This is a genomic window from Paenibacillus rhizoryzae (assembly GCF_059686995.1).
Genome location: NZ_JCAALT010000004.1, coordinates 510932 through 537220 on the forward strand (window position 1 = coordinate 510932; position 26289 = coordinate 537220).

At 52.1% G+C, this 26289-nt stretch carries 22 protein-coding genes and 1 riboswitch; of the genes, 6 read left to right on the forward strand and 16 right to left on the reverse strand.

Features of this window, described 5'->3' with window-relative positions:
* The first annotated feature begins 137 nt into the window (after window positions 1-137).
* From AC6ESO_RS14765 to AC6ESO_RS14775, 3 genes are all read left to right on the forward strand, one after another.
* On the forward strand, window positions 138-1175 hold the full coding sequence (locus tag AC6ESO_RS14765) for a ribonucleotide-diphosphate reductase subunit beta (protein ID WP_090977289.1): 1038 nt from the start codon (window positions 138-140) through the stop codon (window positions 1173-1175).
* Window positions 1176-1370: 195 nt separating this feature from the next.
* Window positions 1371-2243 carry an AraC family transcriptional regulator gene (locus tag AC6ESO_RS14770; RefSeq protein WP_497091997.1) on the forward strand — a complete coding sequence of 291 codons (873 nt, stop codon included), beginning with the start codon at window positions 1371-1373 and terminating at the stop codon, window positions 2241-2243.
* 129 nt (window positions 2244-2372) lie between these two features.
* Window positions 2373-3107: a hypothetical protein gene (locus AC6ESO_RS14775; protein ID WP_497091998.1), complete on the forward strand. Its 735-nt coding sequence runs from the start codon at window positions 2373-2375 to the stop codon at window positions 3105-3107.
* A 13-nt stretch (window positions 3108-3120) separates the two neighbouring features.
* Here AC6ESO_RS14775 and AC6ESO_RS14780 read toward each other — a convergent pair whose 3' ends face one another.
* The 6 genes from AC6ESO_RS14780 to AC6ESO_RS14805 all read right to left on the reverse strand — a co-directional run bounded on the left by AC6ESO_RS14780 (window position 3121) and on the right by AC6ESO_RS14805 (window position 9909).
* Complete coding sequence (locus AC6ESO_RS14780; RefSeq protein ID WP_497091999.1) at window positions 3121-3528, reverse strand: gamma-glutamylcyclotransferase family protein; 408 nt, start codon at window positions 3526-3528, stop codon at window positions 3121-3123.
* A gap of 32 nt (window positions 3529-3560) precedes the next feature.
* Window positions 3561-5690: a bifunctional diguanylate cyclase/phosphodiesterase gene (locus tag AC6ESO_RS14785; protein ID WP_497092000.1), complete on the reverse strand. Its 2130-nt coding sequence runs from the start codon at window positions 5688-5690 to the stop codon at window positions 3561-3563.
* Between the two features lie 108 nt (window positions 5691-5798).
* Entirely contained in the window at window positions 5799-6596 is a 798-nt protein-coding gene (locus AC6ESO_RS14790; RefSeq protein WP_497092150.1) for a LamB/YcsF family protein, read from the reverse strand.
* Between the two features lie 39 nt (window positions 6597-6635).
* Window positions 6636-7667, reverse strand: a complete 1032-nt coding sequence (locus AC6ESO_RS14795) for a 5-oxoprolinase subunit C family protein (protein WP_497092001.1) — start codon at window positions 7665-7667, stop codon at window positions 6636-6638.
* Window positions 7664-8371: a 5-oxoprolinase subunit PxpB gene (gene pxpB / locus AC6ESO_RS14800; protein ID WP_497092002.1), complete on the reverse strand. Its 708-nt coding sequence runs from the start codon at window positions 8369-8371 to the stop codon at window positions 7664-7666. Before pxpB ends, AC6ESO_RS14795 begins: the two co-directional genes overlap by 4 nt.
* Before the next feature lie 146 nt (window positions 8372-8517).
* Window positions 8518-9909: a VWA domain-containing protein gene (locus AC6ESO_RS14805; RefSeq protein ID WP_497092003.1), complete on the reverse strand. Its 1392-nt coding sequence runs from the start codon at window positions 9907-9909 to the stop codon at window positions 8518-8520.
* A gap of 160 nt (window positions 9910-10069) precedes the next feature.
* Here AC6ESO_RS14805 and AC6ESO_RS14810 point away from each other — a divergent pair, with 160 nt between their 5' ends.
* Window positions 10070-10372, forward strand: coding sequence for a hypothetical protein (locus tag AC6ESO_RS14810; protein ID WP_497092004.1), 303 nt, complete (start codon window positions 10070-10072; stop codon window positions 10370-10372).
* Between the two features lie 81 nt (window positions 10373-10453).
* On the opposite strand, the gene AC6ESO_RS14815 is transcribed toward AC6ESO_RS14810, so the two are convergent.
* A complete protein-coding gene (locus AC6ESO_RS14815; RefSeq protein WP_497092005.1) occupies window positions 10454-11035 on the reverse strand; it encodes a TetR/AcrR family transcriptional regulator in 582 nt (193 codons plus the stop codon).
* A gap of 274 nt (window positions 11036-11309) precedes the next feature.
* On the opposite strand from AC6ESO_RS14815, the gene AC6ESO_RS14820 reads away from it, so the two are divergent.
* Window positions 11310-14234, forward strand: a complete 2925-nt coding sequence (locus AC6ESO_RS14820; protein ID WP_497092006.1) for an MMPL family transporter — start codon at window positions 11310-11312, stop codon at window positions 14232-14234.
* A 61-nt stretch (window positions 14235-14295) separates the two neighbouring features.
* On the opposite strand, the gene AC6ESO_RS14825 is transcribed toward AC6ESO_RS14820, so the two are convergent.
* Entirely contained in the window at window positions 14296-14910 is a 615-nt protein-coding gene (locus tag AC6ESO_RS14825) for a hypothetical protein (protein WP_497092007.1), read from the reverse strand.
* Window positions 14911-15010: 100 nt separating this feature from the next.
* Complete coding sequence (locus AC6ESO_RS14830) at window positions 15011-15799, reverse strand: phytanoyl-CoA dioxygenase family protein (RefSeq protein ID WP_497092008.1); 789 nt, start codon at window positions 15797-15799, stop codon at window positions 15011-15013.
* A 141-nt stretch (window positions 15800-15940) separates the two neighbouring features.
* On the opposite strand from AC6ESO_RS14830, the gene AC6ESO_RS14835 reads away from it, so the two are divergent.
* A complete protein-coding gene (locus AC6ESO_RS14835; protein ID WP_497092009.1) occupies window positions 15941-16831 on the forward strand; it encodes a helix-turn-helix domain-containing protein in 891 nt (296 codons plus the stop codon).
* A gap of 57 nt (window positions 16832-16888) precedes the next feature.
* Here the strand turns inward: AC6ESO_RS14835 and AC6ESO_RS14840 are convergent, their stop codons facing one another.
* The 7 genes from AC6ESO_RS14840 to AC6ESO_RS14870 form a co-directional block, all read right to left on the reverse strand.
* Window positions 16889-17854, reverse strand: a complete 966-nt coding sequence (locus AC6ESO_RS14840) for an aldolase catalytic domain-containing protein (RefSeq protein ID WP_497092010.1) — start codon at window positions 17852-17854, stop codon at window positions 16889-16891.
* Between the two features lie 106 nt (window positions 17855-17960).
* On the reverse strand, window positions 17961-19499 hold the full coding sequence (locus AC6ESO_RS14845) for a methyl-accepting chemotaxis protein (protein ID WP_497092011.1): 1539 nt from the start codon (window positions 19497-19499) through the stop codon (window positions 17961-17963).
* A gap of 72 nt (window positions 19500-19571) precedes the next feature.
* Window positions 19572-19661: riboswitch (cyclic di-GMP riboswitch) on the reverse strand.
* A gap of 108 nt (window positions 19662-19769) precedes the next feature.
* A complete protein-coding gene (gene fumC, locus AC6ESO_RS14850; protein WP_497092012.1) occupies window positions 19770-21149 on the reverse strand; it encodes a class II fumarate hydratase in 1380 nt (459 codons plus the stop codon).
* A 169-nt stretch (window positions 21150-21318) separates the two neighbouring features.
* On the reverse strand, window positions 21319-21708 hold the full coding sequence (locus AC6ESO_RS14855; RefSeq protein ID WP_497092013.1) for an acyl-CoA thioesterase: 390 nt from the start codon (window positions 21706-21708) through the stop codon (window positions 21319-21321).
* Window positions 21709-22986: 1278 nt separating this feature from the next.
* On the reverse strand, window positions 22987-24120 hold the full coding sequence (gene dgoD / locus AC6ESO_RS14860) for a galactonate dehydratase (RefSeq protein ID WP_497092014.1): 1134 nt from the start codon (window positions 24118-24120) through the stop codon (window positions 22987-22989).
* A gap of 51 nt (window positions 24121-24171) precedes the next feature.
* Entirely contained in the window at window positions 24172-24945 is a 774-nt protein-coding gene (locus AC6ESO_RS14865) for an SDR family NAD(P)-dependent oxidoreductase (RefSeq protein ID WP_497092015.1), read from the reverse strand.
* Window positions 24946-24954: 9 nt separating this feature from the next.
* Window positions 24955-26277, reverse strand: a complete 1323-nt coding sequence (locus tag AC6ESO_RS14870) for a carbohydrate ABC transporter permease (protein WP_497092016.1) — start codon at window positions 26275-26277, stop codon at window positions 24955-24957.
* Between the last annotated feature and the right edge of the window lie 12 nt (window positions 26278-26289).

Sequence of the window (26289 nt, forward strand, 5' to 3'; positions counted from 1 at the left end):
TTCTATGGTTGTAATCCGGCTTGCAAAGGCGACCGCTAACGCTTTTCCGACTCCATACTACCCTCCGGGCACCTTTTCAACGTGATCTTTTGCTTGCAGCTTATTTTAGGAACGAATAGAAGGAGGCAGCCCATTTAATGGACCTGCAAAAGAAGAAATTGTTCAATGAAGAAGGCGACCGCGATTGGGGCATGCGTCGCATGATTGGCGGCAATACGACCAATCTGATTGAGCTTAACAATGTGAAATATGACTGGGCAACGAAGATGTACCGTACGATGATGAATAACTTCTGGATTCCGGAAGAAATTCCACTTGCTCAGGATGCTAAAGATTACAGAAACCTGTCGCTCTCCGAGCGTAACAGCTACGATAAAATTATCAGCTTCCTTATCTTCTTGGATTCGCTTCAAACGGCTAACCTGCCGAACGTAAACGAATATATTACAGCGCCTGAGGTAAACCTGTGCTTAACGGTCCATACTTTCCAGGAAGCTGTTCACAGTCAATCCTATTCCTATATTCTAGACAGCGTGGTTTCTCCGGAAGTACGCGATCAAATTTATAACCTGTGGCGCGAGGATAAGAACCTCTTGAAGCGGAACCGGTTCATCACCGATCTCTACGAGAATTTCATTGCTAATCCGTCGTCGCAAAACCTGATCAAAACAATCATGGCGAATTATATCCTGGAAGGGATCTACTTCTACAGCGGATTCAGCTTCTTCTATGCACTTGGCCGCCAAGGCAAAATGCTCGGTACCGTCTCTGAGATCAAATATATCCAACGTGATGAATTGACTCACTTAGCGTTGTTCCAAGGTATTTTCCGTGAAGTGCGCAAAGAAAATCCGGAGCTGTTCACGCCGGTTCTTATCGAAGAGCTTCGCCAAATGATGCGCACAGCTGTTGAGCATGAGATTGAATGGGGTCAATACATCACAAACAACACCATTCCCGGCCTCACTGACGAAATCATTGAGAAGTACATTAAGTTCCTATCCAATGAACGTCTGCGCAAGCTGAATCTCGATATTCTGTATCCGGAAATCGTCGAGCATCCAATGAAATGGGTGGAAAGCTTCAGCAATATGAACGGGATGAAAACCGATTTCTTCGAGCAGAAAGTAACCAACTACAGCAAATCGTCCAACCTCAACTGGGGCGACCTGTAAGATTCAATATAAGGTATAACGGCTTTCGCCGATCTTTCGGCAGAGACTTACGTTTCATTCCGGAGAACTATAAGCTCAAGCCCTCTCCACTCGAGAGACTTGGGCTTTTTTTTCATGCTCGGTACAGTTCAGGATCTGCACGCTTCGTGATACAATAGAGAGATGGCGGGACATGCAGCGGGGAGTGAATCGAGGTTGGATGCAGGAATGCAGCAGCTTATTAGCGAGATACAGCCATTCATCCGCATCGGGCATCACTATCAGTTCCCTTATGAGCGAAACGAGTTCGAATACGGCCGCTTCGGCTATTGTTATGCCTTTCATCTCGTCGATGGGGGCAGAGGAAGTATTACGATAAACGGGCAGACGTACCCGCTGAAGAAGGGCGATCTGATCTTTTTGCCGCCGCAGCTTATGCATTCCTTCTTCACCGACCATGACAATCGATTAGCTACTTATAATTTGTATTTCGAGCTTTGGAATGAGAAGCCGCGGTCAACCGAGCATCACTTGTACTGGCATCCGGCTGATCTGCTCCCAGAACTATTAACAACCTTGCGCGCAAAGACCGCCCTTGATGCATTGCCGTATCTCTTTCATTTGCAGCATCATACCGTCTTGATGGACTTATTTCCCCATATTGTGAAGCAGCATCAACAGCAGCGCGCATATGGCGATATGGTCGCACACAGTCTGCTCAAAGCGTTTATGCTGGAGTTCATCCAGATTGCCGGCGAAAGCTGGCACAGCGACTACCGAATGGCAGCGATAATGCACCGCATCGATAAAGAGGCGCATGCAGGATCGAATTATACGAGCTGGCTGGCACAAAGCGGGCTTCAGAAAACACGCTTCCACTCCCTCTTCAAGCAGACAGCAGGCCTCTCACCGAAAGCCTATTGGAGCCGTGCGGTCATGAAGCAAGCAGCAGCCGCACTCTGGGAGAGCAACCGGACCATCACTGCAATTGCAGAGGATTTAGGCTATGCCTCTATTCATCATTTTACGAAGCAGTTTACCGCCTACTATGGGGTGTCTCCTTCGCAATATCGCAAACGCAAGGAATAAATTATATCATGCGCATACTACTACGACCTAAGTCCAGTTTCAGCACTGGACTTGCGCCCGTTCTCGAACCGTAGCGCTTCCAAGTAAACTAAAACTAGTTCATTCCGTGGAAATGGGGGGAAACCGAATATGTCCACACAAGTGTATGTCATCAATGCGGCGATGGCCGTTCTATTGCTTTTGCTGTCTCTCTTTGCAGGGCTCTCAACCGGCAGCATGGCCTTCCGGCGTACGACTCACAGTCTGCGACGCACTGCCATTCTAACGCTCGCCTTGCTTAGCTCCATGACGCTCCTGGCTATAGCCAAAATGATCATGCTGATCGCGACATATTCCTACCGCAACTGGTTTGTGCTTGATAATGCTCTGATGTTCTTCGCGCTCATCATGCTGCCGACTGCTGCCATTGCCTTCTATTCCGTCTCTCGGCTGCTCAATTTGGCTCGGCTTACCGTGAAGCACCCGGATGATGCTGTGAGCCGTACAAAGCGCCGTGCGGCGTCTGAAGTCGCGCTGGTAGTCCCGATTCAAGTTCTGGTCATCGAAGCGTTCCTGTACGCTTCCATTAACGTATTCCCGCTTGGCATGGCTTACCGGAAGCAGATGATTACGGTTGGGCTCATTATCCTAGCAGCACCATTACTGCTCATCTGGCGCCAATCCATTAGACGCAGACGAATCCACCGTGATGACGGAACGGCTGTCATTCACAAAGTAAAACGCGTGATTGTCTTTACGATGGCTTGCTTGGTGCTCGCCTTCGGTATCATCCATACGTTCAACAACGCAAAAACGCTCAGCAAGGCGACTGAGCGTAATTTATCCTTACGTATATCGATGTCGATTCCGACGCCGAACGAGTAATCGCATATGCAGGTCAGACCCGCTTGCGGGCGTAGAAGTCAGGCCAATAATCCTCCGCGATTGGCGGGCAGCCTCTCGGCGTATCCCATACATAAACCCAGCCGCTTTGTTCCGGCTGACGGATGTCGGTTACCCAAACCCGATCGTAATCGTTCACCTCTTCAATTCCCGCGAACTGTTCCAGTTCATCCATCCGTTTCAAACCTTGCTCATTCACTACAATCCACAATCCACGAACACTCGCACCGCTTGCGAAAGCTGAGGCATCACGCAGCATCGCGGGGTAAGGTCCGTAATCGACCAGCCTTCCATGAATGACACCCGGCGCAGCAGATTGAATGAAGCCTGCACAGACATGATGATTGCTATGGCCCGGCAAGAGCGAGCCATAGATGAATACCGTTGTTAGCCGATGCTGCATAGGTGAACACTCCTCTTAAGCCTCTTAAGAGCTTAAGCCGTTTGACTGCTGCGATGCCTGTACCAGTTCTCGAACAAATTTGCCGGAATCGGCTTGGTGAAGTAGAAGCCTTGCGCTTCCTCGCAGTTGCGCTCACGCAAGAACTTAATCTGTTCGTCATTCTCAACGCCTTCGGCTGTCACTTTAAGCTTTAAGTTCTTGGCCATCGTTGTAATGGTGGAGACAATAGCCGCATCGCTGCCGCCTTGCGTCAAGTCGCTGACGAAGGAGCGATCGATCTTCAGCTTATCGATTGGGAACCGTTTAAGCGAGATCAGCGAGCTGTAGCCCGTACCGAAATCATCAATGCTGATCTGTACGCCTATTTCCTTCAAGCTGGTCAGTGTATCGCTGGCGAAATCCACATCACTGGTCATACTCTCCGTAATCTCCAGCTCCAGATACTTCGGCGGCATACCCGTTTGATCCAATATGCCTTTAATGCGCTCCGCCAGCTGATGCTGTCTAAATTGACGCATCGACAGGTTCACGGACATCATCATTGGCGGTAAGCCTGCTTCCTGCCAAGCGACGTTCTGTTTGCAGGCGGCCTTGAGCACCCATTCGCCTAACTGAAGGATAAGCCCATTCTCTTCCGTAAGCGGGATAAAATCACCCGGCGGAAGCAATCCCCGCTGCGGATGATTCCAGCGTACCAATGCCTCGACGCCAATGACTTTGCCTGTGCTTAAATTTACGAGCGGCTGGTAAGCCAGCGTGAACTGCTCCTGCTCGATCGCCCGGCGCAGATCGCTCTCCAGCCTTAGACGATCATGCGATTTACGATTCATCTCCGGATCGTAGCTGGAGAATTCATTGCGATGTGCCTTGGCGCTGTACATAGCCGTATCCGCATTCTTGAGCAGTACCTCCACGCTTTCGCCATCTTGCGGAAAGAAGGAAATGCCAAGACTAATCGTAATATGATATTCCGCTTCGCCCAGCACAAACGGTGCATCGAAGAGCCCCATAAGCGCTTTAGCTCTAGTTTCTACCTGCTCGGTCTCCGCGTCTTTAATGTCCGGCATTAAGAGGACAAACTCATCCCCACCCATGCGGAACACATGATTCGATGGGCCGGCTGCCAGTCGCAGCCGCTGGGAAACGGCCTGCAGCATCTGATCCCCGAACGAATGGCCCAGCGCATCATTGAAGGTTTTGAACCTGTCGATATCCAGTAGAAATACGGCCAGCTTATGATTACTCTGCTGCGCGCGCACCAGCTCCGCACCGAGCTGTTCCTGCAGCTGGCGCCGGTTCGACAAGCCGGTAAGTTCATCGTGATACGCCAAGAAATTGATGCGTGATTCCGTCCGTTTCTGTTGTTTGAACGGCTCTTCGAGCGTGACGTAATAGATTCCCTTCATCAGGAAGTAGAAACCGGCCAATTTATATACATGCCCCAGGAGCATATCCGTGTCCACGCTGCCAGGGCTTAGGATGAACTGTAAATTGGCAAACAAGAAGAAAACAAGCGATTGTATAATAGTTAGCAGCGCTTGAGGCCGCTCATTGCGATTCAGGTAAAGCACCATGCCGATCGTACTCAGGTAAGAGAAGATGATGACGAAATAAACAAGTACTTTCAACAGCTTGAGCGAATCACCCGTGAGCACGGCAATGTTGGCCCGATCAGCCAAGGCAAAGTAGGCGAATCCGATTACAGTTGCAGATCCGAGTGATATCAACACGGCCGGAAGCCGTTTCCTTGCCGAAACGGGTGCATCATTCTTGCGGAAGATGATAAACAACCCGACTGAACCTATGAACTGGGCAGACATGGAGAACAAAGCGGATAAATTAGTTTCCCCAACGCGATGGAAGAACGGCATACCCTCTGCAGTAAGTCCGTGAAGCATATCGAACACGCCTACAGCACCGAATAATGCAGCCGTATAGAGCCGATGCTTCGATAAAGACTTGACGAAGAACAGCCAACCTAACACCAGCATGGTGAAGCTCACAGCATAACTATTAAATTCGATGCCGGAATGCACAAATAAATAAGCTCGACCCGTAATCGGGCGATAGAGTTCGCTATGAAATACCCGCATGAGTATAAAGCTGATGATGGCGGCAAAGGCCGTCCACATCGTTATTTTTTCCGCCCTATTTATAGACATGTTGTCTTGATGTCCTCCTTCAACAAAGAAAGCCGATGCTGCCCTGCATGCCCATGTAAGTATGTTCGAAAGATATGAGCAGAGCAGTATCTTCTCGAAAGCGGCAAGTTACCTGCGTGATGTCGGCGATTGAAGAGCAATCCCCGCTGCTTCTAAGCCTTTGCGCAGTGCAGCGGCAAATTCCGCTGCACGCTGACCGTCGCCATGGAGACAAACGGTGTCTCCTTGTATAACGATCTCTTTGCCTTCGATTGTCCTTGCTGTCCCCGTTGTTATGATGCTAAGCGTCTGGAGCAGGGCTTCTTCAGAGGAGGCCAGCGTCGCCCCCTGCTGATTGCGGGGAGTAAGCGTCCCGTCCTCTTGATAAGAACGATCCGCGAATATTTCCGATGCCGACTGCATGTGCTGTTTATCCGCCGCTGTGAGGAGCGCGCTTCCCCATTGTCCATAGATAATGAGGGAAGGATCGTACACGCGCACCGCGCGAACGAACGCTTCTGCAAGCTCTTCCCTGCGGCCTGCCATATGATAGAGCGCGCCATGTGGCTTCACATGGCGCAAGCTGACGCCGGCTGCACGAACGAAGGCATCTAACGCGCCGATTTGATAGAGCGTCATATCATAGACTTCCTGGGCACTGACCGCCATCTCGCGGCGTCCAAAGCCCAGTCTATCCGGCAGGCCGGGGTGCGCGCCAATTGCCACTCCTGCCTCAGCCGCGCGATACACCGCTTCACGCATCGCATGAGGATCTCCGGCATGGAAGCCGCAGGCAATATTCACAGAAGTCACATGCGCCAGCAGTTCAGTATCATGACCAAACGTATATATGCCGTAGCTTTCGCCAAAATCACAGTTCAGATCGATCACCTGCTGTGACCGCGATAAATCGGGGATATTAGTCATATCGGCTTTTGGCGGTCCTTTCATGATCCCAATTTCAACTTACTTGCTTCTTTTGCAAATGGCGAGAATTGCAGCAAGCTGTCGCATGCCGCGTTCTTGCTCCCGATCGATCAGCTGGGCTTCTTCCAGCGTCACTTCTTCGAAGGTGATATAATCGCCCGGCTTGCACTGCGCGAGCAGCGGCAGGTCTGCCGCAATGACATGCGCGAGCTTCGGATAGCCGCCTGTTGTCTGGCAATCTGCGCCGAGGATAATCGGCGCGCCGCCGCGCGGCACCTGTATCGTGCCGGCGATGACGCCATGGGACAGCAGTTCTTCGCTGTCCTCCATCCCGAGCGGGGGCCCATCTAGGCGGACCCCCATTCGGTCTGATGCGGGAGCTACACGATAGCGCTCCCGCATGAGCGCCGTACGGGCCGCCTCGCGGAATTGCCCGTACTCGGCGCCCGGCATCACGCGCAGCCGGATGCCGGCGGGGTTTGCGCTGCCGCGCAGCAGCGCCTGCGCCTGCGGCGGCGCGAACCAGCCCGGGGCCGCCCAGCTGCGGCGGCCCTGCGGCCCTGCCGCGGCTAGCGCGGCGTGCCACGCCGCCGCCCAAGGCGCGGCGCTGCCGAGCGGCAGCACGTCGCCGCTGCGCAGCTTGCGCCCCGCGATGCCGCCGATGCCGGCACGCGTGTCCGTGCTGCGGCTGCCGAGCACCGCCTCGGCGGCAATGCCGCCGGCTGCCGCGACATAGGCGCGGCAGCCGCTAGCCGCGGAACCGAAATGGATGACCGTTCCGGCGTCAATCCAAACCGGCCGCTGCAGCGGGAGCGCCTCACCGTCGATAGACGGAGTCATGTCGGCGCCGCACACGGCGATCAGCATCGCTTCTTCCGCCAGCAGCAGCGGGCCATTCAGCGTAAGCTCAAGCCCAGCTGCGCCCGGCGCATTACCGACAAGCAGATTCGCCGTCCGCAGCGCGATCTTGTCCATTGCGCCGCCTTCGGGAATGCCGAAGCGCCGCCAGCCGGGTCGTCCCAAATCCTGTACCGTTGTATGTAATCCCGGCTTGATTATTCGCAGACTCATGGCGCTTCACCTTGCTCCTTCATGTCCTCCTCGGAAATCGGAACAAACCGCAGCGCATCGCCCATGCGCAGCAGAAAAGGCTCCGCTCGCTTCGGATCAAACAACCGAAGCGGCGTTAGGCCAATCAGCTGCCACCCTCCCGGCGTCGATAGCGGATAGATGCCGGCTTGTCCGCCGGCAATGCCGACAGCCCCAGCGGGCACGCTGCTTCGCGGCGCGGCAAGACGCGGTTGGCGGAGCTCTGCCGGCAAGCCGTTCAAATAAGGGAAGCCCGGCATGAAGCCGATCATGGCGACGCGGTACTCCGCAGCAGCATGGCAAGCAATGAAGCTCGCTTCCGTCATGCCTGCACGCGAGGCGCACGCTGCCAGATCGGGTCCGTATCGACCGCCGTAGCAGACCGGAATTTCGATAAGCCTAGGTGCAGCAGCGTAATGCTGCTGCGTACCCAGCAGCATTCGCTCCACTTCGGCGGCTGCCTGTTCATAGTCGAACCCCTCATAAACAACGGTGACCGTAGCGTAAGCCGGAACCACATCGACGAGCCAAGTCAGCCCTGACTCTCGCAGTAATTCCGCCATCCCGGCAGCAAGCGGCCAGCGCTCGCTTTCAGGCCCTTCATCCTCCAAATAAACGACAAGCGCCCGATCTCCAAGAGGCCTGATTCTGAACCTTCGCTCCGCAGCCTCAATCACAAAATTCACCAATTTTCTCATATTTTCAACATTGCAATTATGAATTGGAAGGTAATTCCGATTTCGGATAATCTCCTCTAGTTTGTACCATTACGTGCCTTTTTGTCCAGCATCTTTACAAAGCTTTTCTAAAACATTTTCCGACAAAAAGAGTTCTATTCTGACGTGTACCGACTGATGACGTCCACGAGTAAATCATTGAGACGTTTCACCTCATATTCCCCGACAGCCGGCGCCATGTGATCATTTCCGATCCCGCTGTGATCCGTTAGAAATAAATAAGTGCCGCCTGTCGCCGTAGCCATGAAGCGCATGAGATATTCCGTTTGAACGTCAACGCCGCTTGAGGCAACCGGAATGATCCGTATTCCTTCTGCCGCGGCTGATTCCATCAGCTCATGAATGCGTTTCGTAACCTTGCGCTCGTGATGCGGCGGAGCGTCAAGAACGAGGAACAACAGTCTGGCCCTTGCATCGCCGCTCCATTTATGATCATTGATCGCATTGTCCAGTGCCTCATCTACCGCTTCCGGGAAATCGCCTCCACCTGCTGCGCTTTGCTGAGAAATCTGCTTAACGGCCGTATCGATATCCTTCGTGAACGGATAATCCTTGATGAGATATTTATCGCTCCGGTCCCGGTAGAAATTCGTGCTTACTTGAATATCCAGCTGCTGGCCGTTATCCCTGCCGACGCGGGCGACGACGTCCTTCAGCTCCGACTTCAGAAAATCCAGCTCATCTTGCATGGAACCAGTTGTATCGACAACGAGCATCAGATCAACGCCAAGCGACGGCTTCACCTGTTCGTCCAGATCGACCTGCAGCGCGGAACCTCTTGGAACCTGCACATTCTCATACTGCTTCTCTTGATTCCCCGAACGAATGATAACCCCGTACTTCTCTTGGTCCTGCTGCTCATCGAATAGTGCCGCGTAAGCTGAAGCTTCTCCCTCAATATTGGTCCGAGACTCCCACACCGTATCGCCATCCTCATCGACAAGGCTGACCTCCGCATCGGATACCGGCTTACCGCCTCCGGTCACAACAACCTCTAATCTATTTTGCGGAAAAAAGGACCAGTACGATTGCTGCTCTCTGCCTTCACCGCTATTCAGCAGCTTTATCCATTCCCTCCACGAGGTAAGGTCGTTCCACTCCCCGGCAGTCAACTGGCCCGGCTCGGAGTCATCGTACTGGCTACCCGGTGGAGCCGTCTCCTCTTTATCACCGGAGGAGTCGTCTGCCGCGGGAGCAGGCTCTTCCGAAACGGACGAATCTCCGCTGTCTTTACTGCTCGAATTGCTCGTGTTACGGTTACTGCTACTGCTGCTATCCGCTGCGGCGCTGTTATCCGTTGTTTCCGTGGCCGTATTGCTGCTCGAACTATTGGATGCGGAATCATTCTGATTATCGGCGGAGGAGCATCCCGCCAGCACCAACGTTAGTGCAGCCAGCAGCAGAAGCGACGCCTTGAGCTTTCCTTTTCCCGTTACCTTCTCATTACTCGGTGCATGTTCTCTGTTTATTCGTTTACGTTGTTGCATCCGAATTCCCCCTCGATTCTATTGGAAGCCAAACCATTTTATGTAAAAGTTGGCTTATAACCATCGACGGAATCGGGTTTCAAATTGTTGCATTATCGCTGGCACGACAGTACAATCGGGGGAAGTATATTTTTGGGGAAGAAAGGAGCGCTGCTGCCTTATGGAAACTTACTCGCTAGCAGAGCTGAACATTACTTATAACGACGTAACCACGAAGTTACTTTATAGGTCCGCCCATTTGGTTGTGGTCACGGACGCCGGCTACAAGCTCTGGTACATAGAGATCGACGGTATGACCCAAACCGCACTGCTCCACATGTTCCATGAATCCGAGGACATCGGCATATCCTTATCCGGCATAACCGCCGGCGGCAAACCGTTCCAGGCAGGCGGGTATTTCCATCCGAATGCCCAGCATCACGCTGCAGCCATCCGAGGCGACGGCGAGCTCATCGGCTTCTAACCGCGTTTACTAAAAAAGCAGCTCCGGTAATCATTCTGCAAAGGAATGATTGAACCGGAGCTGCTTTTGTCATATTAAGGGTTACTGCACGGCAATCCCTTTGAAGAAGAGTTCGAAGGTAATGGCCATTCGGTTATCTAGTGTATCCTCGTTCTCCTCCATCGACCAGACGAAGAGCGTGCCGAAGTAAGCTTGAAAGGCTTGCTGGGCCATCATCTCAGCCGGCATATCTCTGCGAAACTCGCCGTTCTCCTGCCCCTCGGCTATAAGCGGCAGCAAGGCTTCTTTGAGCGTCGTGAGCATCGAGTTATGGGTATCAAGCGCCTTGGCACTGCCCAGCATGGCTTGAAATAATGCGCGCGTAAGCGGTTTGCTAAGCTCGAATTGTTTCACGATTTGGAATAACAGCAGCTGCAGACGGGGCACCAACGGGCCGGGCTTGTCTTTGAGCTTCGCCACCTCGTTTAACGCAAAGATCGCTTGCAAATCGCAGATCAGTTCATCCTTGGAAGCGAAATAATTGAAAAAAGTGCCTTTCGCAACGCCGGCTTGCTTGGCAATGCTTTCAACGGATGTCTGCTCGTAACCCAGCTCAGCAAATAAAGAGAGCGCAGCTTCTTTGATTCGAATGCGTGTCTGTTCTTTCTTGAGCTCGCGGTTCATCGCTATATCCTCCATCTAAGTTGTTCGGGTTCAGTTCATGCTAATTGTAGCATAGCCCATACACGCCGTAAACACGAGTTGACCATCGGTATAAAATTCAGCTTTATACATAGAATTCATCTATTGCGAATAAAACCGAATTCAAGGATTCGTCTGATTTCTGTACCTGTTAAATAATTATGACCGTCGGTACAAAATTATTGACGAAAGGTTTTGTCTTGCGCTATAACTAATCATAGAGAACATGTTAGTTCAGTTTCGGGGAGGTAGTAAAATGTCTGAACGTATCATTCGCGGAATTGCCCGCGCCAAATGGGCAATCCTGATCGGCTGGCTGGTGATTACCGTCGCCTCCATGTTTGCGCTGCCTGATCTTGCGGCCATTGTCCGTCAAACCGAGCAGAAATTTATTCCGGCCGATTCTGAATCCGTCGTAGCCAAGCAGCTCATGGAACAGATCAATCCGGAGACAACCACCAAATCCAGTGCGATCCTTGTCTATTCCCGCGAAGGCGGCATGACCGAGCAGGATCGCAGTTGGCTCAAAGCCAAAGCTGCCGAGCTTACACTGCTGAGCGGCAAGGATGGCTTTAAGTCGGTACAGTCGGCTTACGAAACGCCTGAGCTTGCGGAGAAGTTCCGCAGCAAGGACGGTACGACCGAGATGCTTATCGTCGGGTTCACCCGTGCAGATAATGATGCCCTCACCCAAGAGGCGGTAGATATACTAGCTGCTAAAGTGAAAGGTGCTCCGAGCGGAAGTAAGGTAGAGCTCACGGGGAGTGCCCCTATCGGCAAAGATTTTCAACAGAGCTCTGAGGAAGGCTTGAAGAAAACGGAGCTGCTTACCGTCGCGCTCGTGCTCGTTATTCTGCTCCTTGTTTTCCGTTCCCCTGTCGCGCCGTTCATCCCGCTTATTACGATTGGCATTTCCTTAGTCATCACACGCGGGCTCGTTGCGCTGGCAACGGATTACGGGATGCCGGTTTCGTCCTTTACCGAATCCTTCCTAATCGCCGTATTGTTCGGTGCGGGAACCGACTATTGTATCCTGCTTATTCAGCGCTTCCGTGAGGAGCTTAGTCATGACGGCGACAAAGTAGAAGCAATAGTAAGAACGATGCGGACCGTCGGCAAGACCGTTGCCTTCTCCGCAAGTACGGTATTCGTTGCGTTCTTCCTCATTGGCTTCGCCCAGTTCGGCCTGTACCAATCCGCCGTAGGCGTATCGATCGGCGTTGCCGTGACGCTCATCGCAGGACTTACATTGACCCCTGCATTATTGATGATCTTCGGCAAAGCTACCTTCTGGCCGAGCAAAGTAGCCAGCGGACAGGGCCACGGCGAATCTAAGCTGTGGGGTGCAATGGCTGCTCTTGCCGCACGCAGGCCAGTAGCCATTCTGGTTGTCACGGTACTGCTGCTTACGCCGATTACGTTCTTGTACCATGGCAAACGGTCCTTTGACGACTTAGCTGAGATTAATCCGCAGCTCGGCTCCGTGCAAGGCTTCCGTCAAGTGGAGCATGCCTTCGGCGCCGGAGAAGTATTCCCGCTGTCCGTAGCGCTGCGATCGGATGAGTCGATGCGCAATCCGGCTGCACTGGCTGCTCTCGAAACGGCAAGCGCAAATGTAGCGAAGCTAAACGGCGTCAAAGAAGTGCGAAGCGCCGTACGACCGCTCGGCGAACAGCTGGCGGATCTAACGGTTTCGAACCAACTGACGCGAACCTCTGACGCACTCGATAAGATGAAAGAGGGCGTCGATCAAGTAGCGGACGGTCTGCTTACGGCGGGCAGCTCCATTACGAGCGGGCAAGCCGATATTCAGAAGCTGACCGATGGCTTACGGACGATGGCTTCCCGCACCAATGAAGCGCAGAGCGGGCTGAAGCAAATCTACGGCGGCATGCAGCAGGCGTCCCAAGGCGTCGGCCGACTATCCGGCGGACTCAAGCAGAGCGCCGAGGTTTCGGGCTCCATGAGCAAAGATTTGCAGGCCTTGCTGAAGAAATATCCGGAGCTAAAGAATGAGCCTGCCATGCAGCAGCTGCTAGGCAAGCAGCAAGGACTATCCGGAGGATTAAATGACCTCTATGCCGGTGCATCTAAGCTGTCGGCAAGCTTCACCCAACTGAATCCCGGCGTGAACAAGGTTGCGGACGGACTTGGCCAGCTGGCAGACGGCCAAACCCAAGCTGCCGACGGTACGGCGAAGCTCGGTAACGGACTTCAAGAGCTTACCGGCGGCTTGAAGGACGGCGCTGCAGGTCTTAGCGACATTTCGAAGGGACTCGCTTCCGTGAAGGATGCGCAAAGCACAATTGGGGACAGTCAAATTCCGGGCTGGAATCTGCCTCAGGAAGCACTCGGCAGTCCCGAGCTGAAGCAAGCGCTCGATTACTATATCTCCGCTGACGGGGAGACGGCTAAGATGGACATTGTCTTGTCGGTCAACCCGTATTCTCCTGAGGCGTTGACAACGGTTGATCAGATTCGGGACGCACTGAACCATAGCTTCGAAGGAAGTGCCATCGAAGGAACGAAAGTGTATGTATCCGGCACGTCGGCACAAATTTCGGAGCTGAAGGATATCTCGAAGAAAGACTTTACACGTACAGGCGCGTTTGTGTTAATCGGTATTTTCATCGTATTGATGATTCTGCTGCGTTCGATTCTAGCACCGCTTTATGTCCTGCTTTCTCTTGGCTTTAACTTCCTGGTCACCATGGGCATCGTCGAATTCATATTCGTTCAATTGCTTGGCAAGGAAGGCTTATCTTGGAGCGCTTCATTCTTCGTCTTCCTCATTATCGTAGCGCTTGGCGTCGATTACAGCATCTTCCTCATGGCAAGGTTCAAGGAAGAATATCGACCGCGAGGCATTACGTATGCGATGACGAAGGCGATGTCGACGACTGGCGGCGTAATTATTTCCGCTGCGGTCATAATGGGCGGTACATTCGCCGCACTTATGATGTCCGGCGTGAATACACTCCTGCAAATCGGTGCAGGCATCGTAATTGGTCTGATCCTGTATGCGACTGTCTTTATGGGTCTTGTCATTCCCGCCCTTGCCAATCTGTTCGGTGAAGCGAATTGGTGGCCGTTCCGGCAGCGAACAGCTCCTCAAACCGAAGCGGCGAAGAACCAAGATGAAGGAAACAGCCCACGATACAAAGAGCAGACATCTGAATAACCCTTTACTAAAAAAAGCTGTATCCGCTCCTTCCGGAGGTCGCGGATACAGCTTTTATGGTTTATATCGATGATTCTGCTACAGCACGTTTGGCCGCTTCATACGTATACGTAAACAACTCCATAAGCTCCATATGCTGCACATACTCGATCGCGCCTCTGGCTTCTTCGGAAATCGTCCCGCTCTCTTGAAGAGCAATCATGCTGGTGAGTGCCGGAGCCTGCCAGCGCACTTGGCGTTTCATCGTTTGCAGTGCGTCACGAATGGCACCTTCCTGCAAATCGCCTAGTATGACGCTGTTCTGCAGCCAATCCGCTACCCGTGTTTGCAAGCTCTCCATCGCCGGATGGGCGCCTGCATTGCTGAACCAGTAGTTCGCGTTGGAGAAATCACCCTCCATCCGGTGCATAATGCCATGCCAATAGCAGCCTGTCGGGTCATCCTCAATCTCTTGGGACTGTTCATGTGACGCGTCCAAGCTTTCGTTAAGCAAATGCAATCCGGCCTTGAGCGCGATGAGCGCGGGCAGCGCGGACTTGGGCGTTCCGGCGGAAATTAGAGGTAAAGCGGCTATTTCCTGATCGAGTGCAGCATCCCATACCCCTTTCGGAGACAGGGCTTGCATGGTTTGACGCGATTCCAATTGTTCGATGATTAGCGCTAATGATTTCTTCAAGCCGCATCCACTCCTTCAACAGTTCGTAACGCCAATCACTTCCATGAGTGGACTCTATTGTAATGGATGCCCTCCAAAAATTCAATGAGAATATGCCTATTTATCCATACGGCCCGCGCGGATGAAATCCGAGCAGACGAGTGAGCCGTGGATTATCTTTCGCCGCTTCAATCACATGCTGCGGCATCGTATAGGTAATGAACGGATAGAACCGCTGCGATACCCAGCGGCGGCCATAGGTCACCTGCTGAACCATCCGAATTTGGCTGCTTTCGTTGCGTGCGCCGCGATGCCAGGTCTGACCGTTGAAGATCAGCATATCGCCTTTCTTGGCGACAATCGAGACCGGTCCTTGACCGTTATAGATTGGCGTTTCTTTCGGTGAGGCAGGATGCCTGCCGCTCCGGTGACTCCCCGGGACAAGCTGCGTCGGCCCCATGTCTTCTGTCACATCGGTTAGATAGTACATCGCAGTAAACATAAAGCATGGCATCTGAATGCGCCGGTCCAGCTGGGCCTCCTCCGGAATAGGGAAGAATAGATCCTCGTCCACATGCCAGAAATCTATGCCGGTACCGGGTGTCGTGTATAGTCCGTTGTTGGAGAACATATGACAGTTTTTGCCGAGCACCGCTTCAGCAAATGCCACTGTCCGCTCCTCATCGATCAGCTGCAGAAACAGATTATTTCGCTCAAACATTTTCGTGCGCAAGTTGGCGCCGTAGCCGTCAGGCTCCGTCGTCTTAAATTCATGCTCGAACGCTTCCCGATACGTATCCACTCGCTCCTCGTCCAGCATATTTCTTATTACAGTGAACCCATTACGATAAAACTCCTCCAAATGAACTTGCAAATCAAATGCCACTTGCTTGTGTGAAGCCGTATCCATACCTTTCCCTCCCCAGGTTCTTGTTCCTCATTCTCCAATTAAGACGGTTCTGCTATAGTAAACTTATTACACGATCGACTCTGCTCGATTGGGTAATTTAACGAGAAGGTTGGACTTTCTGACCACTTGGAGGGGCAGCGTATGGATCATTATGTGAACCAGCAGTTTATGGATAACCCTTCATTTCCGTTTCGGGCATTTCGCGCACCGGTCACCGTGGATTACGAGCTGCATACCCATGATTTTGTCGAAATTATCTATGTGACGGAAGGCCAGGGCATTCATTTATTTCAAGATCAGCAGTTTCTCATTCGCGAAGGAGATATCTTCATCATCCATCGCCATGTCCCTCATGGCTACAAACGGTTGCCGGGCACGCCCCTTACCGTAAACAATATTATTTTCGACCCTTATTATTTCGAGCAAGAGCTCTCGCATATGGCCGGCGTCACGGCATTTATCGATTTCTTCTACGTCGAGCCCTTTCTTAGGGAGAAAACACGCGATCAATCCGTGATGAATATCGGCAGGCTGGACCGAATGGAGGCGCTCGCCATCCTCGATCGGCTTGTTTATGAAGATACGCATCGTGAAGCCAACTATGAGCTAATGGTAAGAGCGCATATTATGCAGCTGTTTATCTATTTAAGCCGCTGCTATGAGCGCTCGCTGAAGAAACCGATGACTGCGGCAAATGATGAAGGCGCGCTCATCCGGAATGTTTGCGATTTTACGAGGCGGCATTATGCGCAGCCGCTAAGTTTGCAGCAGCTCAGCTCCCTCTGCAACCTCAGCCAAACGACGTTCACCACCAAATTCAAGCAGCATATCGGCATGACCTTTATTGAGTTCCGCAACCATATTCGCCTGCAAGAAGCGAAGAAGCTGCTCGAGACGACTTCAGGCAAAGTCATGTCCATTGCCCTTGAAGTAGGCTTCGAGGATTTAAGCTTCTTCAATCGGATGTTCAAACGGCAATTCGGCGTGACACCGAGCGAATACCGGACCGAGCATTGGCGGCAATCCTCGTAAAAACAAACAAGCTCCCGAGCCTCTAAAGGCCCGGGAGCTTGTCTATTCTTGTAGAACTTATTTGCTGTGCAGTACTTCAGGCGTAGTCAATTTATCGTAGAAATCAACCGACTTGTCCTTGTCATCGGAATTGCGAAGTGCCATTGCGGAACGAGGGTGCTCGTCCAACATACCTGTAATCATATAAGGAATAATATAGCCCCACTCTTCTTTTTCACGCAGCGTAATCATGTGCTTCTCGATCATATCCAGCACCGGACGCACATTGTACTTCGTGTTCTTCAGATGTGCGACAAGCAGTTCCGTTGGGCAGTTGCCTGCGGCGCGGCCCATTCCGTATACGGAAGCATCCAGGAACTCGACGCCTTTCTCAACGGAAACCAGCGTATTGGCGAAAGCAAGCTGCATATTGTTGTGCGTGTGTACGCCCAAACGTTTACTTGGCAGGTACTTCTGGAACTTGCTGACCAAGTAGTTGAAATCATTCGGATCCAAGCTGCCGTAAGAGTCAACCACGTATACGACGTCTACTACGCTAGCTTCGATCAATTCAAAAGCTTCAAGCAGTTGGTTCTCCATAACATTGGAGAGTGCCATAATGTTCAGTGTTGTTTCGTAGCCGCGGGAGTTGAATACGTTAACCAGCTCCAGCGCCTTCGGTACGTCCTGAATGTAGCAGGCTACGCGGATCAAATCGAGCATGCTCTCTTCGCGTGGAAGAATATCGTTCTCATCTACCCGTCCGATATCGACAAGTGCAGAGAGCTTCGTATTCAGCTTCTGCGGGATGACTTTACGAAGGAAGTCGTCGTCCAGGAAGCGCCATGGACCAGCATCTTCAGCGCCTTTCAGCAGCTTTGGCGAGTTTTTGTACCCGATTTCCATATACTCGACGCCAGCTTCATTCAGCGAGTTGTACAGATGCTGAACGAACTCAACGCTGAAATCCCAGTTATTGACGAGTCCGCCGTCGCGGATCGTGCAGTCGACGATTTTACAATGACTTTTTTTCGAAGCATTCATAGCATTGTGTCTCCTTTTTAGCCAGATCTTGTCTTTTCTACTCATAATACTTGATATTGGCTATGAACGCAAAGTCATTTTTGTCAGAATTGCACTACTCTTCGGATTATATGGCGCGGAAAGATTTCCTCGTGCTGACCATGATTTGATCCAGTTTATCGCTTAATTTCTCCAGCATTGCCGCAAGCTCCGACGATCTGGAAATAAGCTGATGCTGCTCATTGGAGCTGCCTGTGACCGTCTTCACACTGCCCGTTAATTCGGCGGACATGCGGGAGATTTCCTCGATATTGATGTTAAATTGCTGCGTGCTTGCCGACATCTGCTGGGAGGCCCCGGAAATATAATGAATTTGCTCTGCGACCGTTTTAATCGATCGCATAATGCGTTCGAAGGCAGCTCCCGCATCACATACCGCCTGATTGCTTGACGAAACCTCCGTAATCACTTGATCCATGGATAGAATCGACGCGCGGTTATTGGCTTGAATATCTTGGACGAGTTCCGCAATCCGCATGGCCGATGCCGTCGTTTGCTCAGACAGCTTGCGTACCTCATTCGATACGACAGTAAACCCGCGGCCATGCTCGCCCGCCCGCGCCGCTTCGATTGCCGCATTCAGCGCCAGCAGGCTGGTTTGGGAAGCGATGTCTGTAATCAAGCTTGTAATATCATCTATTTCTTGCGAACGCTGACCGAGCAGCTTTACTTTGGTTGCGGACTCTTGAACGGTATTGCTCATCGCTGTCATCTGCCTGACGGCCTTCTGAATGGCTTCATTCCCATTATCAGCCTCTGTCGCCACCTCATTCGAGAAATTAGAAACCGTAGCCGACGTTTCGGCAATGGTATGAATGTCGCGGAGCATCTCTCCGATCACCTTCTTGCCTGTTCGCGCGCCATTCTCCTGCAAATTCGCCGTAGCATCCACCAGCTGCATCGTTTGCACGATATCGCCTGCCAATAGATTGAGCGTGGCCGCGTTGCAGCTAAGCTCCTTAGAGTTCATGAGTACCTGGTCCGAGGTTTCTGTTACGTTCTCGATAATTTGTTTGACGGCTGCTTGAATTTTCTGTTGTTGAGCCGATTCCAGTGCGTGGATGAACGCTCTGCGAGTCACGATTTGATAGGTAACAGCGCCGATAAACAAGATAACAAACACGATGTGAATGGAGACCATTGCCAGCGAGTAATCACTGGTTCCGTAGACGAGTTCAGAGAAAAGCAGGAAGCCGAGTACGTGCTGAAGTGCGAAGATGACGGTGCTAACGAGAAGCATTGCGATGAGGTCGTAGTACAAAATAATGGCGAGTACCATAAAGATGGAGAAGTGGTATTCCACCATGCCGTTTCCGCCTGCGATGATGGAAATGCTGCTGAAAGTGAGCGACAGCGTCATGAGAAGCGGTACGGTCTGCTGCTCCTTTTGTAAACGCATGCATAATCCGGCAAGCAGTAAGCAAATAATCGGTAAAGCGAAGAAGGTTTGATTAAGGAAGGAATGAAGCATAGAGCCGTTCATATCCGGGTGGTGATGATCATGCTGCATGGCCAAACCGAGCCAATCGAATGCGTGTACTAGAAACGATAAAAGCACAATAATTGTAGAAATGAAAAGCATGACACGGTTTTTCTCCCTAAGCATACAAAGAGCCTACCTCCCAATATTTTATACATATAAAAAGAGTCCACCCGTGTAAGGATGGACTCCTTTTCACTCGGTAACCTGTCCACCATGGCATCTGTATCGATACTTTAGGCCTAGGCTTTGCGTCCCAACATTTCCATTGGTTTGCCTTTGTCATATGAATAAGTAGTTGGATCTTTATAGTGATTATTAGGTTAACATGGTTAATTATAGGAGAGAAAATCCCTATTTGTACATAGCGTAATTTGTAAAGTTTTGTCGAATTTGTCAGATCATCTCTTCTGCTCTCACTACTTCGTCGAACTTGGCAGCTGTAATTAGCCCGCTTCGGATCGCAGCCTCGCGCAGCGTCAGGCCTTCCTTATGAGCAGCCTTCGCAATGGCCGCCGCATTCTCATAACCGATATGAGGATTAAGCGCCGTAACGAGCATCAGCGACTCGTTGAGATGCCGGGCAATGGCTTCCCGATTCGGCTCAATGCCAACCGCGCAATGCTCATCGAAGGAGCGGATCGCATCGCTGAGAATTCGGGTCGACTGCAGGAAGTTGTGAATGATGACAGGCTTGAACACATTCAGCTCGAAGTTTCCTTGGCTGGCCGCGAAGCCGATCGCCGCGTCATTGCCCATGATCTGACAGACGACCATGGTCAGCGCTTCACATTGCGTCGGATTGACCTTCCCCGGCATGATGGAGCTGCCCGGCTCATTCTCCGGGATCCGAATCTCGCCAATTCCGCAGCGCGGGCCGCTCGCGAGCCAGCGAACGTCGTTGGCGATCTTCATTAAATCCGCGGCGAGCGCTTTAATTGCGCCATGCACGAAGACGATCTCGTCATGGCTCGTCAGTGCGTGAAATTTGTTCGGCGCACTTATGAAGTGCTTGTCTGTGAGTCGGCTGATCTCCGCCGATACCTTCTCGCTAAAGCCCGGCGGGGCGTTCAGTCCCGTACCCACGGCTGTACCGCCGATCGCAAGCTCACGCAGTTCTTCGCGGCTTGCTCTAATGTTCCGTTCCCCTTTCTCCAGCATCCGGACCCAGCCGCTGATCTCCTGGCCAAGCGTGAGCGGTGTGGCATCCTGCAGATGGGTACGACCGATTTTGATCACATCCATGAAGCTTGCGCTCTTCTGTTCTAGGGTGGATTTGAGCTGCGCGATGGCCGGCAAGAGAAGGTCCTCTACGGCAATTAGCGCGGCGATATGCATTGCGGTGGGAAAAGTGTCGTTAGAGCTCTGCGAGCGGTTGACGTCGTCGTTGGGATGAACAGCCGCCGCATGACCTTTCTCCTCCAGCAGCTGCGCCGAGCGCCTTGCGATCACTTCATTGACGTTCATATTGGACTGCGTGCCGCTCCCCGTCTGCCATACGGCAAGCGGAAACTCCTCCTGCCACATGCCTTCAATAACCTCATCCGCTGCAACCGCGATAGCTTCCGCTTTAAGCACATCCATCTTCCCCATGCTTCCATTCACCGTTGCTGCTGCTTTCTTCAGATAAGCAAATGCGGTAATTAACTCGCGCGGCATCTTCTCCGTACCGATTCTGAAATTATGCAGACTTCGCTCCGTTTGCGCTCCCCACAGCCGGTGCGCCTCCACCTGTATCTCCCCCATGGAATCCTTCTCAATGCGAAAATCGCTCATCGCGACTACCTCCTTATACGAATGGTTTCATTGTATTGGCTTACTTTCTATATACCCAAAGTGAAATGGTGTTTCTTCTATTTCTATGAAAGAAGCGATGCATCTACGAGCATGCATCGCTTCTTTCCCATGATTTCCTATTTGCCATCCTGTAATACAGCATCTCCGGCTAAAACTGACTCCGCAGCTCCGGCGGCAGCTCCCGGCTCTTGCGCGTGTTCGAATCCATCGTCACACAAGTCACGACCGCGTCCCCGCACAGCTCGCCCTTCACGTTTACGATCTCTTGTTTGAGTACATAGCTGCTTCGCCCAGCCCGCTCCGGCATTGTCGTAACGGTCAGCCGATCCCCTTGCCTGCACTCCTTTCGGTAGTTGATATTGATGTTGACCGTAACGGTTTGAACGCCCATAGCGAGTAACACATCATAGTGCAAGCCTGCCTGCTCATACCATGCTTCACGCCCCCATTCGAGGTATTCCAAGTACTTGGCATTGTTCACATGCCCGTTCACATCGATTTCCGTTGAACGGACGATAAGCTCCAGCTTCGCTTGCATCGATCCTCACACTCCACCTTTATCGCGGCCGGCTTTTTACAGTATCAGCCCTAGTTGCCTTCATGTTAGCTGTCGATTGTATGTATGTCAAAGTATTAGAGCTTGGCGTTCCGACGTAACTAACAACTTAATGGCAACCTTCTATGCCGATCCCCCGCCGAACCGCTCCACAAAAATGAGTGCCCTCGTGTGATGAATGCTGAGAGTTCGAAAATCAATCTCTCAGCTCCGAAAACACGCCGATTTGCTGCTGAAAGTTCAAAAATCGAGGCTCTCGGCTCTCAAACCAACTAGAATCCCCACGCGATAGGTGCTGAGAGTACGAAAAACGAACTCTCAGCTCCGAAAACTCGCCGATATGCTGCTGAAAGTTCAAAAATCGAGCTCTCAGCTCTCTAACTAACTAGAATCTCCACGCGATAAATGCTGAGAGTACGAAAAACGAACTCTCAGTGCTGAAAACTCGCCGATCTACAGCTGAAAGTCGAGAAATCGAACTCTCAGCTTTCTTACAACTTTACTGCTTTACTGCCAGACGTGTGAGAGCAGCACAGTGTACATATGAGACTCCGAAAACTCTGAGCCGGGTTTCTAACGAATCCTGGAAGCCTTATTTGAGCAAAATGACTGGGTTTGAAGATCTAACGAATCCTGTGGGCCTTATTTCGGTTAGAAATGCACTATTTGGCTATATTCCCCCTCAAATAAGACCTTCACGATTCGTTAGAATTAAATAGTGGCGATTCTCGAGCAAATAAGGCTCTCACGATTCGTTAGCCGTATCACCAACAACAATCAGTATAATTGGTGTCGGTGTCGGTGTCGGTGTCGGTGTCGGTGTCGGTGTCGGTGTTGGTGTCGGTGTCGGTGTCGGTGTCGGTGTTGGTGTTGGTGCTCGTGCTCGTGCTGGTGCTCGCGTTGGTCTTGGTGCTAATATCGGTGTTGGTGCTAGTGTTGGTGTTGGTGTTGGTGTCGGTGTCGGTGTCGGTGTTGGTGTCGGTGTCGGTGTCGGTGTGGTGTCGGTGTTCTTGTTGGTGTTGGTGTTGGTGCTCGTGCTCGTGCTGGTGCTCGCGTTGGTATTGGTGTTGGTCTTGGTCTTGGTGCTAATATCGGTGTTGGTGCTGCTGCTACTGTTACCGCTGTTGGTGTTCGTGCTGCTACTGTTGCCGCTGCCGTTGCCACTTCCTTTACCGCTACTGCTACCGCTTCAGCATTATCCACTCCAAGCAGCAAAAAGACCGCCCTCTCCGTACTTGCCAGAGAGAGCGGCCTATCATTCTACCACTCTGCGAACGAGCCGTCGTCGTACGCAAGGCGAGGTGTATCCCAGTCGCCTGCGTAGCCGCGTTCAATGAGCGCTTCTTCATTAATTTCGATCCCAAGGCCAGGCCCTTGCGGGATCGCGACATGGCCGTCGATGACTTCAAACGGCTTCTTCAAGTAGCCTTCACCGAGGTCCCACTTCTCCGCCATCGACGGATGCTCTTGGATCAAGAAGTTCGGCGTGCAAGCGTCGAGCTGCAAGCAGGCTGCAAGCGAGATCGGTCCAAGCGGATTATGCGGCGCGATGGAAGCGTAGTAAGTCTCCGCCATAGCGGCGATTTTACGTCCTTCGAAGATCCCTCCGGCATGGCACAGATCCGGCTGCACGATGGCAATCGCGCCTTTCTCCAGCGCTTCACGGAAACCCCAGCGTGTGAACAATCGCTCACCTGTTGCGATCGGAATGCTTGTCGATTGGGCAACGCGCAGGAGCGAGTCCACATTCTCAGGCAAGCAAGGCTCTTCGATAAACATCGGATAATACGGCTCGAGTGCTGCGGCAAGGCGAATCGCCATAGCCGGGCTGACTCGGCCGTGGAAGTCGATCGCGATGTCTACCCCGCTGCCCACGGCTTCGCGGACCGCAATGAACTTGTTCACTTGGCTCTCCACGAAAGCCAGCGAATCGACTTGCCGCACCGGAGCGTCTACACCTGTTTTGATCGCATTGAAGCCGGACTCTACCCTGCGCTTCGCATTCGCTGCGAACACCTCAGGTGTCTCCCCGTGGCAATGGCAGTACATGCGGATTTTATCGCGCACTCTGCCGCCGAGCATTTCATAGACAGGCATGTTGTAGAACTTGCCTTTAATATCCCATAGCGCCTGCTCGATTCCGCTTATAGCGCTGACCAGGACAGGACCGCCGCGATAGAACGTTCCCCGGTACATGACCTGCCAGTGATGCTCAATACGAAGCGGATCTTCGCCGACCAGGTAACGTTTCAATTCTTCGATGGCTGTAGCTACAGTAAGGGCACGACCTTCGACGATCGGCTCGCCCCAGCCAACAATGCCTTCATCCGTCTCGATCTTCAGAAACAACCAGCGAGGTTTCACATGATAGAGCTTCAAATCTGTTATTTTCACAGCTTCCTATCTCCTTTACGTCCTATACTGGTTTCATTGAGCAGCTAGAAACTAACCGTTACCTTTCTCAGCCCAGACCGGGAGCAATGCGCCGCCGTCCATAAACATGGTCGTTCCCGTCATATAACCCGCGCTGTCGGAAGCTAGGAATACAGCCGCTTCGCCGACTTCAGCGGGCGTACAGAATCGTCCCATCGGAATACGAGATGAGACCGATGCAATCGCCTTCTGAATGCGCTCATTTCCATCGCCCCAGCCATTATTCGTGTAGCCCGGCGCGATGCCGACAACCCGAATGCCATGAGGGGATAAGTCGAGAGCCATGTTCTTCGTCAGCTTGTTCACAGCTGCCTTCGCCGCGGCATAGACGGTGGAGTTCGCCCATGTTCCTTCGGCATGGTTGGAGCTGATCTGAATGATAACGCCGCGCGTGCCGTTCTTGACCATCAGCCGCGCCGCCTGCTGCGAGCAGAAATAGAGTCCTTTCAAATCGGTATTGAACACCTCATCGAACAGCTCCGGCGGCGTTTCAAGGAAAGGCTTCATCCGCGTGATGCCTGAGTTGTTGACATGCACATCCAACCTATCGAAACGGCTGTTAAATTGCTCGAACAACGATTCGACGCCTTCGAGCGTGGAGATATTCGCCTGTACGGCCTCCGCCTTCACGCCGAGGGCATTAATCTCACGCACGACTTCCTGTGCCATCTCCGCACTTGTATTGTAATTAACACACACATCATATCCGGATCGTGCAAAGGCAAGCGCAATGCCTCTGCCGATCCCGCGCCCTGAGCCTGTTACTAAAGCAACTTTGCGATCCACGTAAGTCCCCTACCCTTTCAAGCCTGTGAAAGAAACACCCTTCTCGATGAGTTTCTGACAGGAAGTGATGATCAGCATGAGCGGAATCGTAGCGATAACTAAGCTGGACATAATGACGTTGGACCCCATGCTTTGCCGCTGCTGGAAGTCATTAAGTGCAACGGTGAACGTCCAGACGTCTTGCGTCCGAGCAACAACAAGCGGCCAAAGGAATTCATTCCATACCGCAATAAACGTCATTACGGCAACAACCGTAAAAATCGGGGCCGACATCGGTACGATGATTCTCCAGAAAATCTTAAACTCGGAGGCGCCGTCGATGCGTCCCGCCTGCAGCAGTTCGCCAGGCAGTTGTTCGAAGAATCCTTTGAACAAGAAGATAACGATCCCCCACGCCGTATGCGGCAATATAATCCCCCACAGCGAGTTGACCAGATGGAGTTTATCCATCGTTAAATAAAGCGGAACGAGGATTGCGATTTCCGGAATCATAATCGTAGCAACGAAGAACAGCGTCAACCACGTACCCACTTTGCTCCGAACTAGATGTGCAAGCGCATAGCCTGCCGTTCCGCCGATCAGCAATTGCAGGATAATGGTTGACCCGGTTACGATCACGCTGTTCAATAAGAAATGCGGGAACCCGAAATTGGCGCCTTTGCTTTCGTCACCGGATTTTTTCCAAAGCACGATGTAATTGTCGAACAGCCTTTTCCAGTCCTTCACCTCAGAGATGGTGAGCACTTTACCTTTCACAACTTTCGATTCCGTAAGCCATTTCAGCGCGTTTGTCGCGTGAACCGGCAATTCCGCTGCAATTTCAGTGGAGCCCTTATAAGCGCCGCCGTCACCTTTGAAATCGAACGTTGTTAATTTCCCGGCACGGATTTTGGCCAGCTTGTTCTTCATAACCGCATGCGTAGCCACCATGGTCGGAACGATCTGCGGCCGTCCAACCGTAAAGTTATAAGCGGGCATCGATGCTTGATAAACGATGACGCCATCTTTCACGCCCGTTACCTTCATCGCGCCGACTGCTTCATTCTGCATTCTTTTCCAAGTGAACCAAATAGCCTCCATGGCATCCAGCTCATACTCTTCAGGCTTCGAAATATCCGCGCCATCGTAATTGAGCGTTACGCTTACGGTTTTGGGCACCTCGGGAACCCATTTAGGCGGAAAGCTATAAATGGAAATATTATCCTTCATTGATGAACTGATCATCCAGACAAGCGGAACGATCGAAGCTAGAATAAAAAAAATGGCAACTGAGTAGGAGACGATTTTGACGGATAATCCGCCTTTCTCCTTAATGCGTCCGCGTCCAGCCATGAGATACTCCTT

Bases quoted from the DNA above. Each gene is read 5' to 3' on its own strand.
- AC6ESO_RS14765 (WP_090977289.1), top strand. From the start codon at position 138: ATGGACCTGCAAAAGAAGAAATTGTTCAATGAAGAAGGCGACCGCGAT.
- AC6ESO_RS14775 (WP_497091998.1), top strand. From the start codon at position 2,373: ATGTCCACACAAGTGTATGTCATCAATGCGGCGATGGCCGTTCTATTG.
- AC6ESO_RS14780 (WP_497091999.1), bottom strand. From the start codon at position 3,528: ATGCAGCATCGGCTAACAACGGTATTCATCTATGGCTCGCTCTTGCCG.
- AC6ESO_RS14785 (WP_497092000.1), bottom strand. From the start codon at position 5,690: ATGTCTATAAATAGGGCGGAAAAAATAACGATGTGGACGGCCTTTGCC.
- AC6ESO_RS14790 (WP_497092150.1), bottom strand. From the start codon at position 6,596: ATGACTAATATCCCCGATTTATCGCGGTCACAGCAGGTGATCGATCTG.
- AC6ESO_RS14795 (WP_497092001.1), bottom strand. From the start codon at position 7,667: ATGAGTCTGCGAATAATCAAGCCGGGATTACATACAACGGTACAGGAT.
- AC6ESO_RS14805 (WP_497092003.1), bottom strand. From the start codon at position 9,909: ATGCAACAACGTAAACGAATAAACAGAGAACATGCACCGAGTAATGAG.
- AC6ESO_RS14810 (WP_497092004.1), top strand. From the start codon at position 10,070: ATGGAAACTTACTCGCTAGCAGAGCTGAACATTACTTATAACGACGTA.
- AC6ESO_RS14815 (WP_497092005.1), bottom strand. From the start codon at position 11,035: ATGAACCGCGAGCTCAAGAAAGAACAGACACGCATTCGAATCAAAGAA.
- AC6ESO_RS14820 (WP_497092006.1), top strand. From the start codon at position 11,310: ATGTCTGAACGTATCATTCGCGGAATTGCCCGCGCCAAATGGGCAATC.
- AC6ESO_RS14830 (WP_497092008.1), bottom strand. From the start codon at position 15,799: ATGGATACGGCTTCACACAAGCAAGTGGCATTTGATTTGCAAGTTCAT.
- AC6ESO_RS14835 (WP_497092009.1), top strand. From the start codon at position 15,941: ATGGATCATTATGTGAACCAGCAGTTTATGGATAACCCTTCATTTCCG.
- AC6ESO_RS14840 (WP_497092010.1), bottom strand. From the start codon at position 17,854: ATGAATGCTTCGAAAAAAAGTCATTGTAAAATCGTCGACTGCACGATC.
- AC6ESO_RS14845 (WP_497092011.1), bottom strand. From the start codon at position 19,499: ATGCTTAGGGAGAAAAACCGTGTCATGCTTTTCATTTCTACAATTATT.
- fumC (WP_497092012.1), bottom strand. From the start codon at position 21,149: ATGAGCGATTTTCGCATTGAGAAGGATTCCATGGGGGAGATACAGGTG.
- AC6ESO_RS14855 (WP_497092013.1), bottom strand. From the start codon at position 21,708: ATGCAAGCGAAGCTGGAGCTTATCGTCCGTTCAACGGAAATCGATGTG.
- AC6ESO_RS14870 (WP_497092016.1), bottom strand. From the start codon at position 26,277: ATGGCTGGACGCGGACGCATTAAGGAGAAAGGCGGATTATCCGTCAAA.